Source organism: Ignavibacteriales bacterium, from assembly GCA_020635255.1.
Lineage (GTDB): Bacteria > Bacteroidota > Ignavibacteria > Tepidaquicellales > Tepidaquicellaceae > JAEYVS01.
Genome location: JACKAC010000002.1, coordinates 503,669 through 517,091 on the forward strand (window position 1 = coordinate 503,669; position 13,423 = coordinate 517,091).

A 13,423-nucleotide genomic window follows, 5' to 3' on the forward strand; every position below is an offset into this window, starting at 1 on the left:
CCATGGCAGACGAGAAAAAATATTACGTAAATGAATATGCAGTGGTAGATGATAACGTCGAAATTGGAGAAGGAACGAAGATTTGGCATTTTTCGCACATACAGTCCGGTTCAAAGATTGGAAGATCTTGTTCGCTCGGACAAAATGTGAACGTCGGCAACAATGTCATCATCGGCGATAACGTCAAGATCCAGAATAACGTGTCGGTGTACGAGGGAGTTGAACTCGAAGATTATGTCTTTTGCGGACCATCTATGGTTTTTACGAATATTATCAATCCGAGGAGCAAATATCCTCAGGTTGGTTCTAAATTTTATATAAAGACGCTCATAAAAGAAGGCGCGTCACTGGGCGCTAACTGCACGATAGTATGCGGGCATACCGTAGGCAGGTTCGCTTTTGTGGGGGCTGGGGCAGTTGTGACCAAAGATGTTCCTGATTTTGCATTAGTTGTAGGTAATCCTTCCAAAATAATTGGCTGGGTGAGCGAGGCTGGGAAAAAGTTGGAATTTGATGAAAATGGAGAAGCTTTTTGTGAAAGATCAAATATGAAGTATAAGCTCGCCAATGGTATCGTAACAGAGTTAGAGAACTCTAATTGATACCCCAATATTATCAATCCCTATCTTAAAATTTCCACAGAAAAAGCTATTCTCGTCTAAATTTATTAGCTTTTTTACTATGAATCCAATAAATTTTTAGTAAGAATATTTAGTTTGTATTTTAAGTATTTTTCTTTTAAGTTTATACTGCGTTTATTTAAATGTTAATTATTATTAATGATTGATGAGTAAGTTTTAAAACAGTTTCTCAAGTGAAATAGAATTAACATTTGATAAATTAACTAGAATTAGTGTATTTCTTTGAATATATTATCACTTTTAGAAGAGTATCTGGGTTATAAATTTGTCACAAGGGATTATCAGCGGTTTTCCCCGGTGGCAATTTTTTTTTATATGCATATGTAGTTACGAGACTAATGATGCAAAAAAATTTAATAACAATAGTGAGATGGCTTTTTTAATTAAAAAATGTGAGCCAATTGGCGGAGCCATGCCCGGAGTCGTAATATGAAAGTACTTGTAACAGGTGGTGGCGGTTTTATCGGTTCAAACATCGTCGAAGAATTATTAAGACAGGGGTTTGAAGTTAATGTCATCGATAATTTCTCGACTGGAAAGAGAGAAAACCTCTCTCCTTTTGAAAAAGATATTAACCTCATCGAAGGCGACATCAGGAGTTACCACATAGTGCAGGAAGCTGTAAACGGTGTCGATGTTATTCTGCATCAAGCCGCTCTTCCTTCGGTACCGCGTTCGATAAAAGACCCGATAACAACTAACGAGGTTAATATAAGCGGTACGCTTAATCTGCTCGAGAGCGCGGTGAAAGCAAACGTGAAGAGGTTTGTTTACGCGTCGTCTTCATCTGTTTATGGCGACAGCCCCCAACTTCCTAAAAAAGAGACTATGGAGCCAAACCCGCTTTCTCCTTATGCTGTGTCTAAACTTGCGGGCGAGAAGTATTGCCAGGTGTTTAACAGGATATACGGAATAGAAACGATTTGTTTAAGATATTTCAATGTGTTTGGACTGAGGCAGGATCCTACCTCCCAGTATTCTGCGGTGATACCGAAATTCATAACACTTATGATGAATGACAAACAGCCGGTTATATATGGAGACGGTAAGCAGTCTAGGGATTTTACGTATGTGGCTAACGTGGTAAAGGCAAACCTGCTGGCGGCGACGAAGGAAATAGACGGAAGCTATACGCTCAATTGCGCGTGTCATGACAGAATTGACCTGATTGAGCTTGTGAAAAAGATAAATGCCCAGCTGGGTAAAGATATTGAGCCTGTTTTTGCTGATGCGAGAAAAGGCGACGTTAAACACTCATTTGCGGACATCGATCTGGCAAAGGAAAAACTGGATTATGAGGTGGTTGTAAATTTCGACGAGGGGCTTAGCCTCACGATTGAAAACCTGGAAGGAATTCGGAATCTTACAATATAGTAATTAATTGTTTAGTAAGTATTATTTATTTAAATTAACTGATATGGTAAAAAGGTATGTAGGAAATTTTCTCGTTTTAGTGGCTTTGTCCGCTATTTTCCCGGTTTTTGTCAATGCCCAGGATAGCAATGACGTGAGGATTGGCGTTGAGGAACTGAGAAAATCAGGTGCTAATTATTATAATTATGCTGACCTGGATAAGGTGAATATTGAAGTAAACCTTTGGGGCTATGTTAAAAGCCCGGGCAAATATCTCATTCCCCAGGGAACAACCGCAATAGATCTAATTACACTGGGAGGAGGCCCGACTATAGATGCTATGCTTAATGATATAAGGATAGTAAGATTGAAGAATGATACATTAAATATTTCTAAGGACCAGATCATTAATATCGATTATAATGATTTTTTGTGGGAGGATAAGATAAAATCCGGTATGAAGAAAAACCCGGTATTGATGCCCGGAGATATTATTCTTGTACCGGGTGAGCCCAGATACTTCTTTAGGGAAAATCTAAGCATAATATTATCAGTTGGTTCATTTTTGTTGACAGCAACTGTTCTTGTAATTAATATCGTAAACAAATAAATGCCCGACAAAGACTTAATAAACTTCGAAGAATTTAAAAAGAACGGCGAGCCTTTTGAGAGTCCAAAGGTGCAGAGAGATCTTATTAGTGAATATCTCAGCATTCTGCGCGCAAATATCATACCTATATTACTCATACTGGTTGTAAGCGTTGTTGTAACATTTTTATTCTTAAGGAAATCGATTAACGTATATAAGGCTACAACTGTTATTCAGATCGAACCCCCGCAGGGAAACATACTGCAGTCAAGTTTTGGTGATGTTGAGATTTCAAAGGATGAGAGATATATTGCAAACCAGATAGAGGTCCTGAAAAGTTATATTATAAGAGACCTTGTAGCAGGTGCCTTGCTGGACTCTATTCCTCATAGGGATGATCTTAAATATTTTAATTTCCTGGTTTCAAATTCTGAAAATTCAGGAGTATCTATTCCATCAAAGGAGGTCTTGCGTAAAAAGCTGATAGGGATTGTGGAAGCAAACCAAAAGAAGGGTCTTGACGCGGTAGATATATCGGTCGAAGGTCCGTATTTTAATGAAGCACAGCTTATAACTCTGACCTACGCAACTGTTTACCTGAACTATAATCTGGAGTTAAGCAGGGAAGATATACAGAACGTAAAAAACTATTTAAATTCCGAAAAGGATAAGAAGCTTAATGAATTGAATGACGCAGAGGCATCACTCGAAGAATTTCAAAAACGAACTGGAATAATACAACTCGATGAGCAGACGACCAATCTGGTAAGAACCATATCAGACTATGATGTTGAGAAGAATACCGCTGAAATAGAGCTCAAGGCAAACCAGCAAAGGATGAATGTTCTTACTAGCGAGTATGAAAAAATAGATTCAAATTTTGTTGATTATGTAGATGCGAGACTAAATTCGAGTCTCCTTGCTCAGATACAGAGTGAAATAGCCAAGATAGAGGTAGCAAGGGATGTCGATATTGCAAGTACGAATGATGAAAGGGTAAAAGAAAAGATAAGGGCAGATGCAAATAAGAAAATATCGGCACTTCAGACTCAACTCAACCAACAGATCGAAATTTTTAAAAAAGGATTGGACTCGGATACTCCCGATGAACTGAAAGGAGTTTATGACAGGATAATAGATGCAAGGATAGATTCAAAAAGGCTAAGTTCAAGGATAGCTTCTTTGGGAGGTGTAATTGGAATTTACGAGGGTAAGTTTTCTCAATTACCGTCGCAAAGTATTGAACTTGCTAAACTGCAGAGGACAAGAAATTCTACCGAGAAACTCTATCTGACGCTCGAAGAAAAATATCAAGAAGCTACTATAAACGAGAGGTCGAGATTAGGAAATGTATCTATACTAGACCCGGGGTACGATAACTACGGTCCTGTAGCTCCGGATCGGCCCAGGATAATGCTTTTCGGTGCCATTACAGGTTTGATACTTGGTATAGCATTTGCATTTTTGAGGAATTATTTCGACAAGACCATCAAAACTCCGGACGAGATCGAGGACAAGGGAGGAAGCCTGCTGTCATGGATTCCGAACATAGAAAATATCAGCGCCAATACAGGAATAGAATCGGAATTTGTGGTATATCTCAGACCTACGTCAGCCGTATCCGAATCATTCAAAGCACTTAGGACAAGGATACAATTTTCTAAATTACAGTCGAGACCATTGCAGACGATTCTCGTAACAAGTTCTATACCGTCTGAAGGTAAGACGCTTGTCTCCGTCAACCTTGCGGGAAGTTTTGCTCAGGCAGGTAAAAAAGTTCTGCTTCTCGATTGCGATCTGCGAAAACCCAAAGTGCATACCTTCTTCAAGGAAGAGCGCTACCCTGGTCTGAGTGATTATCTTTTTAATAATGTTGAGTTTGACGAGATAGTGAGAGAGACAGCGCTCGAAGGAATGTATTTTATAACGAGTGGTACCATACCTCCAAATCCATCGGAGCTTTTAGGATCAATGCAAATGAAAAAGTTTCTTGATTTCCTAAAGGAGAAATACGATTATATAGTAATAGACTCTCCACCACTAATAACAGTTACGGATTCGGAGATATTATTTAATATCACAGACGGAACGGTGTTGATCGCGCAGGCAAATAAGACACCTACGGAAACATTCTGGAAAACCTACCAGACACTTTACAATAAAAATCCGCATAACCTGCTGGGCTGTGTTTTGAATAATTTCAGCTTCAAGAGCTCATATGGTTATTATTATAACTACTATTATTATTACTCCAGACCAGAAGAGCGTGCCAAGAAGTAAAAACCCGGTATTGATCATAGCAGAAATAGCCCAGGCTCACGATGGCAGCCTCGGCATGGCGCACGCCTATATCGACGCAGTAGCCGGAAAAGCCGACGCAGTGAAATTCCAGACACACATTGCCTCTGCAGAGAGCACACCGGCTGAGCCCTGGCGCGTGCAATTCAGCAAGCAAGATAAGTCACGTTATGACTATTGGAGGCGGATGGAATTTACTCAGGACCAGTGGCGCGAGCTAAAAGAGCATGCGAATGAAAAAGATCTTATCTTTATAAGCTCCCCATTCTCAATTGAGGCAGTCGACCTTTTGATCGGGATTAGCACTGATGCATGGAAAATAGCTTCCGGAGAAGTAAGCAATTTACCACTATTTGAGAAAGTGGCATCTACTGGGCAAAAGATTTTTCTTTCCACCGGGATGAGCCCGATGGCGGAGATAGATAGGGCAGTGGAACTGCTCAGCAAGGATAGCAAGGAGCTAACAGTCATGCAGTGTACGTCGCTTTACCCGACACCGCCGGAAAAAGTCGGGCTAAATATGATGGATGTGTACAGGGAGCGATACGGTGTGAAAGCAGGGCTGTCGGACCATACGGGGAGTGTCTATACCGGTTTAGCAGCGGCGGCAATGGGAGCAGATGCTATAGAGGTACACGTAACGTTTTCTAGAGAGATGTTTGGACCGGACGTGCCGGTGTCGCTCACTATGGAAGAGTTAAAAATGCTGTACGACGGGGCGAACTACATTCGAACGGTACAGGAAAATCCCGTCGATAAGGATGCTATGGCTGAAGAGCTGACTGATATGAGAAAGCTATTCAATAAGAGCATAGTGGCAAGGGATGATATAGCAAAGGGGACGGTAATAAGCGAAGATATGCTTGCATTTAAAAAGCCGGGTACGGGACTATCACCGGATAAGGCAGGCTCACTCACTGAAAAAAAGGCAGTACGGGATATAAAAAAGGACGAGTTAATATTGCTGTCGGACATTGAGTAAAAAAAGAAAAATAAGCGTAGTAGTCTCAGCCCGCCCGAGTTATTCAAGGATAAAGACGGCACTGCAGGCTATCAAAGACCATCCTGAACTCGAACTTCAACTGGTTGTAGGAGCATCGGCATTGCTTGATAGATATGGTAACGCGGTCGATTACATAGAAAAGGATGGATTTGACATCGCGTCAAAAGTTTACATGGTGCTGGAGGGAGAAAATCTCACTTCCATGGCAAAGACAACAGGCTTAGGATTACTGGAAATAACGACGGCATTCGATAATCTAAGACCGGACATAGTGGTAACTGTAGCCGACAGATTTGAGACGATAGCGACGGCAATCGCGGCGTCGTATATGAATATACCCGTCGCGCATGTACAGGGCGGAGAAGTTACAGGCAATATTGACGAACGCGTTCGGCACGCAGTTACAAAACTCTCCGATATACATTTTGTGTCAACGCAGAGATCTTACGACAGGGTCATTGCAATGGGTGAGAATGCCGAAAGGGTTTTTATAACCGGCTGCCCATCGATAGATATTGCAAACGAAGTCGCAATTAACTCCGCACTGGATTTTGATCCTTTCAAAAAATATGGCGGGGTAGGTAATGTTACGGATATTTCAAATGGATACATAGTTGCCATGCAGCACCCGGTTACGACCGAATACGGCATGTCGCGGGCACACGTAAACGAGACACTTAATGCTGTAAAAGATCTCGACATCCCCGTGTTCTGGTTCTGGCCTAATGTGGACGCTGGAGCGGATGGCACATCAAAGGGAATAAGGGCATTCAGGGAAAAGAACCCCGGCACGAAGATACATTTCTTTAAGAGCATGGAACCGATGGACTTTTTAAAGATGCTAAAGAACAGCAAGTGCCTGGTGGGAAACTCCAGTGTTGGGATAAGAGAGTCCTCATTCCTGGGCGTACCGGTGGTGAACATCGGCTCCCGGCAGAGAGGACGTGAAAGAGGAAGGAACGTGTTAGACGTAGATTACGATTCCGAACTTATAAAGAGTGCCATTGAGAAGCAGATGAGCGCAGGTCACTATGAGAGAGACACAATATACGGAGACGGAAAGGCAGGCGAGAAGATCGCAGACCTGCTTGCCTCAGCTCCGCTTACCATAGACAAAATCATTTCTTATTGAACTTCACCCCAAAGATCTTAATTGCAGAACCTGAAGATTTCAGCGAAGAGGCTGTAAATCATTTGAGGCAATTTGCGGAAGTTACTCTTAAACCTGTGAGGGAGAGCGAACTAAGGGATCACCTTGCAAAGTATGACGTACTATGGATGCGTCTGGGTTTCAGGATAGACGAGAAAGCATTTGGTGAGAACGCAAGGTGCAGGATAATAGTCAGTCCTGTGACCGGTACAGACCATATCGACGAAGAATTTTGCAAAAGCAAAGGTATTGAAATAATTTCACTGCGGGGAGAATCCGAGTTTTTAAAAGAGATAAGAGCGACGGCTGAGCTAACGGTAGGAATGGCGATAGCTTTGATGCGGAACGCGATCCCGGCATACAGCTCGGTAATGAAAGGGGAATGGGACAGGGATATATTCAGAGGAAATGAAATATACGAAAAGACTGTGGGTATAGCGGGTATGGGAAGATTGGGAAAGATCACAGCGGGTTATTTTAAGGCGTTCGGTGCGGATGTCATTGGTTATGACATAAGAGAAGACTTCCCGGAAGATATAAAAAGGATGGCTTCGCTAAAGGAACTGGTCGAATTGTCGGATATAGTGAGCATTCATCTGAGCTACACAAAGGAAACGGAGGACATATTCGATGAGGAGATGTTCAGCTATTTCAAAAAAGATGCTTTTTTGATAAATACTTCGAGGGGTGGTGTGATAAACGAGAGTGCGCTTTTGGATGCCCTCACTGAGGGAAGGATAAAAGGCGCAGCTGTCGATGTTATAAAGGATGAGAAAGGTTTTACAAAGGATAATCCTTTAATAAAGTTCGCATCAGAAAATAGGAATCTTTTAATTCTGCCTCATATAGGCGGAAATACGTATGAATCATTTGCAAAGACGGAAATGTTCATAGCAGAGAAATTAGTTGAAAAAATGGAGAGTATTTTTTGACGAAGATACTCGGCATAATCCCGGCACGCGGAGGCTCAAAAAGATTGCCGGGAAAGAACACTCGTTTATTGGGAGGAAAACCTCTTATAGCAAGAACGATAGATTCCGCTTTAGCTTCAAAAAAACTGGACAGAGTAGCCGTCAGTTCGGATTCGGAAGATGTATTAGCATTTGCAAAGGATCATGACAACGAGAATCTTTTCTTTTTAAAAAGACCGGAAGAAATATCGAGAGACGACTCTCCCGCAATAGAGTATGTAAACCACGTGCGTGAATTTTTTAAAGGAAATGGAGAAGAGTTCGATGTGGTTGTGATACTTCAGCCGAGCTCGCCATTTACAAGCCCTGAGGACATTGACGGCACAATAAGCCTGCTGTTAGATTCCGGAGCTGATTCGGCAGTAAGCGTGGTAAAGCTTGCACATGATATCAATCCTCTGAAAATGAAGATCATGGACGGTGATAAACTATTACCGTATTTAGAAGAAGAGAAAGGAAGAATGGAAGAGGGTAAGTTGCCGGAGATATACGTAAGGAACTGCTCAGTTTATGCATCGAAAAAAAGAGTCATAGACGCAGGCAGGATAATTGGGGATGACTGCAGAGGGTATATAATGCCGAGAGAGAGGTCGGTTGATATTAATGATGAGTTCGATTTTCTTCTCTCCGAATTTTTGAATTCCCGGAGAGTTTAGCATATGGAGCGTTGTGATATCTGTTACATAATCTCGCTAGGTTTTTCTGCAAGGATGATACTTCACACAAATCTGATCTGTGAGTTAAAGAATGCCGGTTTAAAGAATATTGCGCTGATACTTCCCGGAAAAGATGACGGAGCATTTAGAAAATATGAAGAGACGCTTGGGATAAAAGTATATTACGCCGATATAAAAAATACTTTCTGGTCAAATGAGTACCTTAATTTCAGAAAATATCTTTATGAAGACGTAAGGAACAATCCGGCCCTGATGGCGAAACATATCAAGAGTATCGAAGAATATCACGGATATAATCCATGGAGAAAAGTTAAACCCTACATTTACGCGGGAGTAAACTTCATAATGACTAAATTGAAATTTTTGAGAGGAATGTTTGAGTTTTTTGAAGGATTCATATTGAGTAATAAAAAACTAAAAAAACTTATAAAAGAGATAAACCCGCGGATAGTGGTCTCGACCTACCCGGTAAATTACCTGGAAGGCTCGGGCATCAGGGTTTCACAAAAAGCCGGTATCGCCACGGTAACTCAGCTGTTGAGTTGGGACAATATTACATGCAAGGGAAGATTTCCTGCAATACCTGATTATTTTATATCTTGGGGAGATATAATGTCGGAAGAGCTGAAAGAATATTATAATGCTGACAGCTCCAATATCTTTACTACGGGAGTCCCGCATTTTGATAAGAGCAGGGAGCTTGTCAATCCGGAGAAAAGGAAAAAGTATATTACATCACTTGGTTTAGATCCAAAGAAGCCGTATTTATTTTTTGGAATGAGCTCACCGTATTTTTCGCCTAGAGAAATAGATGTTGTCGAGAGACTCTCAGACCTGGTTAGCAGAGATATTTTTGGAGAGGATATGCAATTGATAATCAGACCCCATCCCCAAAACGTGCAGGGAGAGATGTCGGATGAATCATGGCTTCCAAGACTGGAAAAGATTAAAAGTTCAAGAGTTGGTATTGATTATCCGATCATCGAGAAGAGTAACCTGCCGTGGAACATGAATGAGGAAGATCTTGAGAAACTGGCAAACTTGATATCGGGCTGTACTATTTTATTGAATTCCGGTTCAACGATCTCGATAGAGGGGTTAATACATGAAAAGCCGGTGATACTGACCTTGTTCGATGGAGATGCCAATATAAGGGATCATAATTCGGTTAGAAGGTTGAGAAACTATAATCACATGAGAAAGATAATTAATACTAGGGGTCTAAAGGTGGTATATCATTACGAAGAGTTGAAGAAAGCGATAATTAAGTATCTCGAACACCCTGAGACCAATAAAAAAGAACGGGAGACAGCCCTGGAAAAAGAATGCGGGAAGATTGATGGGAAATCAACATACAGGATAGCGATGGCATTTAAACAAATATCGGAAACCGCTGGTTCATGACGAATGATTACATATTTATAAAAGCGGGTAAAAGCACCGGTAATTATTTTAAAGATCTCTGGAGGTACAGGGAGCTTCTGTATTTTCTGAGCTGGAGAGACATACTTGTAAGGTATAAACAAACTGCCATTGGGATTTTATGGAGTGTCGTAAAGCCGGTTCTGACAATAATTATCTTTTCTATCGTCTTTGGTAAGATCGCCAAGCTCCCGCAGGCAGGTATTCCGTATCCACTGCTTGTTCTCGCAGGCTTACTGCCGTGGTACTTCTTTTCGAGTTCTCTTTCTGAAAGCAGTCTGAGTCTGATATCGAATTCAAACCTTATAACAAAAGTTTACTTTCCGAGATTACTACTCCCGATCAGCTCGATTATTGTCAGCTTCATAGATTTTATTATTTCTTTCGTACTGCTTTTGATGTTGATGGTGTGGTACGATCTTTATCCCGGATGGGAAATTATATTATTACCGGTGTTCATACTTCTGGCATTTATACCTGCGCTTGGCGCGGGATTATGGTTCTCGGCATTTAATGTGCGCTTCAGGGATTTCCGTTACATTGTGCCCTTCATATTGCAACTGGGTTTACTTATCTCGCCGGTTGGTTTCAGCAGCAGCTTGATGCCCGATGAATGGCGGATACTGTATTCCCTTAATCCACTGGTAGGTGCGATAGACGGGTTCAGATGGACATTGCTGGGAGAGAAATTCGACATATACCTGCCGGGATTCATTATTTCGGTGGGCATATCGGTATTATTACTGATAACGGGATTGATGTATTTTAGAAAAACAGAAAAGGTCTTTGCGGATATAATTTAGTGAGCGAGAAGATTATCGACATACAGAACCTTGGAAAGAGTTACTTGATCTCTCACAAGGCGCAAGCGCGGGGAAGCTACATCGCGCTGAGGGACGTGATATCGGAATCTGTATCGAGCGCGGGCAAGAAGATATTTAAGGGCGATAACGGCGCGTTTCCCGGGAGGGAAGAGTTCTGGGCGCTGAAGGATGTTACGTTTAGCGTGGAACGGGGTGAGCGGATTGGAATAATCGGTAGGAACGGTTCGGGTAAGACCACACTTTTGAAACTGCTAAGCAGGATCACGGAGCCGACCACCGGAACGATAGAGCTGAGAGGAAGGACGGCGAGCCTGCTTGAAATAGGGACGGGCTTTCACCCAGAACTGACCGGCCGTGAAAATATATATCTGAACGGCGCGATACTTGGGATGACTAGGAAGGAGATTAATAGGAAGTTCGACGAGATAGTAGCGTTTTCTGAGGTGGAGAAATTTCTCGATACCCCAGTTAAGCGGTACTCTTCGGGGATGTATTTGCGGCTGGCGTTTTCGGTGGCGGCGCATCTGGACACGGATATAATGCTGATAGACGAGGTGCTGGCAGTGGGTGACGCAGCGTTTCAGAGGAAGTGCCTAGGCAAGATGGAGGAGGAGGCAGGGACATCGCGCACGGTGTTGTTCGTGAGTCATAACATGACGGCGGTGAAGCAGATATGCGATAAGGTGATATGGGTGGATAAGGGCAGGATAGCCGACATAGGTGAACCAGGTAAGGTGATCAATAATTATCTGGCGTCGGCGGAGGTATCGGTATTTGAGAGGAGGTGGGAGGAAGCGGATGCGCCGGGGAACGATGCGGTGAAGATAATTTCGGTGAGGGTGAAGCCGGACAGCGCGGATGAGTCAGTGATAACAACGGACGATCCGGCGGAGATAGAGTTTGTTTTCAGGAATAATCTTGACGAGGGGGAGATAAATCTAAGCTTTATTTTATGGACGCTGTCGGGCGAGTGTGTATTTAATACGGCGTCGGAGGTGAAGCATATAGGCAAGGGTGTGTATAAAGGCATTTGCCGTATTCCGGCAAACCTGCTCAACAGCAATGTTTATTCGATCGAGATAATGGTGATAAAGGACAGGTCATACGCGGTTTACAAGCAGAAAGATATATTGAGCTTTGAGGTGCTGGACGGTGAACGTGTCGAAGGGTGGTACGGTAAATGGGTCGGGGCAGTGCGACCGAAGTTGGATTTTAGTCTCGGGGAAGTGGACAATAATTTTAAATAATATTTATCAATAGGAAATGGAATTAGCTATTTTTGGGGGGAAGCCGAGATTTGAAAAGCAGATGCATGTCGGCAGGCCCAACGTAGGCAACCGGGAGAAACTTCTTGAAAGAATAAATAACATTCTGGATTCGGGCTGGCTGACAAATCACGGACCAATGGTTTCAGAATTTGAGAAGAGGCTGTCCGACTACCTTAAGGTTAAAAATTGCATAACTGTAAGCAACGGTACGATAGCACTGGAAGTGGCGATAAGGGCTCTAGAATTAAAGGGAGAAGTCATTGTTCCGTCGTTCACCTTTGTTGCCACAGCGCATGCACTTCAATGGCAGGAAATCACACCTGTATTTGTTGATATAGACGCGCATACTTTTAACATTCAGCCTGACCTGATAGAAGATATGATAACTCCCAGAACAACAGGTATAATAGGGGTTCATACATGGGGGCGTCCCTGCAATACAGAGGCTATCGAAGAAATTGCCAAAAAAAGAAATTTAAAAGTAATATATGATGCTTCCCATGCATTTTCGGTCAGCAGGAATGGCACGATGATCGGAAATTTCGGTGAAGCTGAAACATTCAGCTTTCACGCGACAAAGTTTATGAACACATTTGAGGGAGGCGCAATAGCTACGAACAACGATGAGCTTGCGAAAAAGATCAAACTAATGACCAACTTTGGATTTGCCGGACATGATAATGTTATTTACATTGGGACTAACGGTAAGATGTCGGAAGTATGCGCGGCAATGGGACTTACATCATTGGATAACATAGGCGACTTTATTGCTAATAATAAGAAGAACTACGAGCTTTACAGAAGTGAACTAAAAGATTTGAAGGGTATTACTCTCCAGGAATATGATGAGAGTGAGGGGTGTAACTATCAATACATAATCATTGAAGTAGATGAAACGGCTCTGGGTATCTCCAGAGATGAGGTAGTGTCGATACTTCATGCCGAGAACGTACTTGCCAGGAGATATTTTTATCCGGGGTGTCATAAAATGGAGCCATACAGGTCATACTACCCACACGCAGGATATCTTTTGCCGGTGACGGAAGCCAAATCGAAAAAAGTCGTTAGCTTACCAACGGGAGTATCGGTAACTTCAGATGATATAAAAACAATTTGTGAAGTTATAAGGCATGTTATATCAAATAAAGATGAGATCGCTGTTAAACTTAAGGAGCTTGGTGAAGAGCAAAAAAGATTTAAAGTCCCATTTGCCGATAAATGAACATT

The 13,423-nt window shown here is 42.2% G+C and carries 12 protein-coding genes; all 12 read left to right on the plus strand.

The window, feature by feature from the left end; translation table 11 throughout:
• Positions 1-2: 2 nt before the first annotated feature.
• The 12 genes from H6614_10135 (at position 3) to H6614_10190 (ending at position 13,418) form a co-directional block, all read left to right on the plus strand.
• The gene (locus tag H6614_10135; protein ID MCB9244023.1) at positions 3-602 is read left to right on the plus strand and encodes an N-acetyltransferase; all 600 of its coding nucleotides are present in this window, start codon (positions 3-5) and stop codon (positions 600-602) included.
• A gap of 468 nt (positions 603-1,070) precedes the next feature.
• Entirely contained in the window at positions 1,071-2,015 is a 945-nt protein-coding gene (locus tag H6614_10140) for an SDR family oxidoreductase (GenBank protein ID MCB9244024.1), read from the plus strand.
• A 43-nt stretch (positions 2,016-2,058) separates the two neighbouring features.
• Entirely contained in the window at positions 2,059-2,604 is a 546-nt protein-coding gene (locus tag H6614_10145; GenBank protein MCB9244025.1) for an SLBB domain-containing protein, read from the plus strand.
• Positions 2,605-4,863, plus strand: coding sequence for a polysaccharide biosynthesis tyrosine autokinase (locus H6614_10150; protein ID MCB9244026.1), 2,259 nt, complete (start codon positions 2,605-2,607; stop codon positions 4,861-4,863).
• Between the two features lie 10 nt (positions 4,864-4,873).
• Positions 4,874-5,863 (plus strand): N-acetylneuraminate synthase family protein, encoded by a 990-nt coding sequence (locus H6614_10155; protein ID MCB9244027.1) that lies wholly within the window; start codon positions 4,874-4,876, stop codon positions 5,861-5,863.
• Complete coding sequence (gene neuC, locus H6614_10160) at positions 5,856-7,016, plus strand: UDP-N-acetylglucosamine 2-epimerase (hydrolyzing) (protein ID MCB9244028.1); 1,161 nt, start codon at positions 5,856-5,858, stop codon at positions 7,014-7,016. The genes H6614_10155 and neuC overlap by 8 nt, the downstream gene beginning before the upstream one ends.
• Positions 7,013-7,966, plus strand: a complete 954-nt coding sequence (locus H6614_10165; GenBank protein ID MCB9244029.1) for a hydroxyacid dehydrogenase — start codon at positions 7,013-7,015, stop codon at positions 7,964-7,966. The genes neuC and H6614_10165 overlap by 4 nt, the downstream gene beginning before the upstream one ends.
• The gene (locus H6614_10170) at positions 7,963-8,661 is read left to right on the plus strand and encodes an acylneuraminate cytidylyltransferase family protein (GenBank protein MCB9244030.1); all 699 of its coding nucleotides are present in this window, start codon (positions 7,963-7,965) and stop codon (positions 8,659-8,661) included. Before H6614_10165 ends, H6614_10170 begins: the two co-directional genes overlap by 4 nt.
• Before the next feature lie 3 nt (positions 8,662-8,664).
• The gene (locus H6614_10175) at positions 8,665-10,086 is read left to right on the plus strand and encodes a CDP-glycerol glycerophosphotransferase family protein (GenBank protein ID MCB9244031.1); all 1,422 of its coding nucleotides are present in this window, start codon (positions 8,665-8,667) and stop codon (positions 10,084-10,086) included.
• Positions 10,083-10,907 (plus strand): ABC transporter permease, encoded by an 825-nt coding sequence (locus H6614_10180; protein ID MCB9244032.1) that lies wholly within the window; start codon positions 10,083-10,085, stop codon positions 10,905-10,907. Before H6614_10175 ends, H6614_10180 begins: the two co-directional genes overlap by 4 nt.
• Positions 10,907-12,175, plus strand: coding sequence for an ABC transporter ATP-binding protein (locus tag H6614_10185; GenBank protein MCB9244033.1), 1,269 nt, complete (start codon positions 10,907-10,909; stop codon positions 12,173-12,175). Before H6614_10180 ends, H6614_10185 begins: the two co-directional genes overlap by 1 nt.
• Before the next feature lie 16 nt (positions 12,176-12,191).
• On the plus strand, positions 12,192-13,418 hold the full coding sequence (locus tag H6614_10190; protein MCB9244034.1) for a DegT/DnrJ/EryC1/StrS family aminotransferase: 1,227 nt from the start codon (positions 12,192-12,194) through the stop codon (positions 13,416-13,418).
• Positions 13,419-13,423: the final 5 nt, after the last annotated feature.

Coding starts and splice junctions, on each gene's coding strand:
- H6614_10135 (MCB9244023.1), top strand. CDS start 3: ATGGCAGACGAGAAAAAATATTACGTAAATGAATATGCAGTGGTAGAT.
- H6614_10150 (MCB9244026.1), top strand. CDS start 2,605: ATGCCCGACAAAGACTTAATAAACTTCGAAGAATTTAAAAAGAACGGC.
- H6614_10190 (MCB9244034.1), top strand. CDS start 12,192: ATGGAATTAGCTATTTTTGGGGGGAAGCCGAGATTTGAAAAGCAGATG.
- H6614_10140 (MCB9244024.1), top strand. CDS start 1,071: ATGAAAGTACTTGTAACAGGTGGTGGCGGTTTTATCGGTTCAAACATC.
- H6614_10180 (MCB9244032.1), top strand. CDS start 10,083: ATGACGAATGATTACATATTTATAAAAGCGGGTAAAAGCACCGGTAAT.
- H6614_10175 (MCB9244031.1), top strand. CDS start 8,665: ATGGAGCGTTGTGATATCTGTTACATAATCTCGCTAGGTTTTTCTGCA.
- H6614_10145 (MCB9244025.1), top strand. CDS start 2,059: ATGGTAAAAAGGTATGTAGGAAATTTTCTCGTTTTAGTGGCTTTGTCC.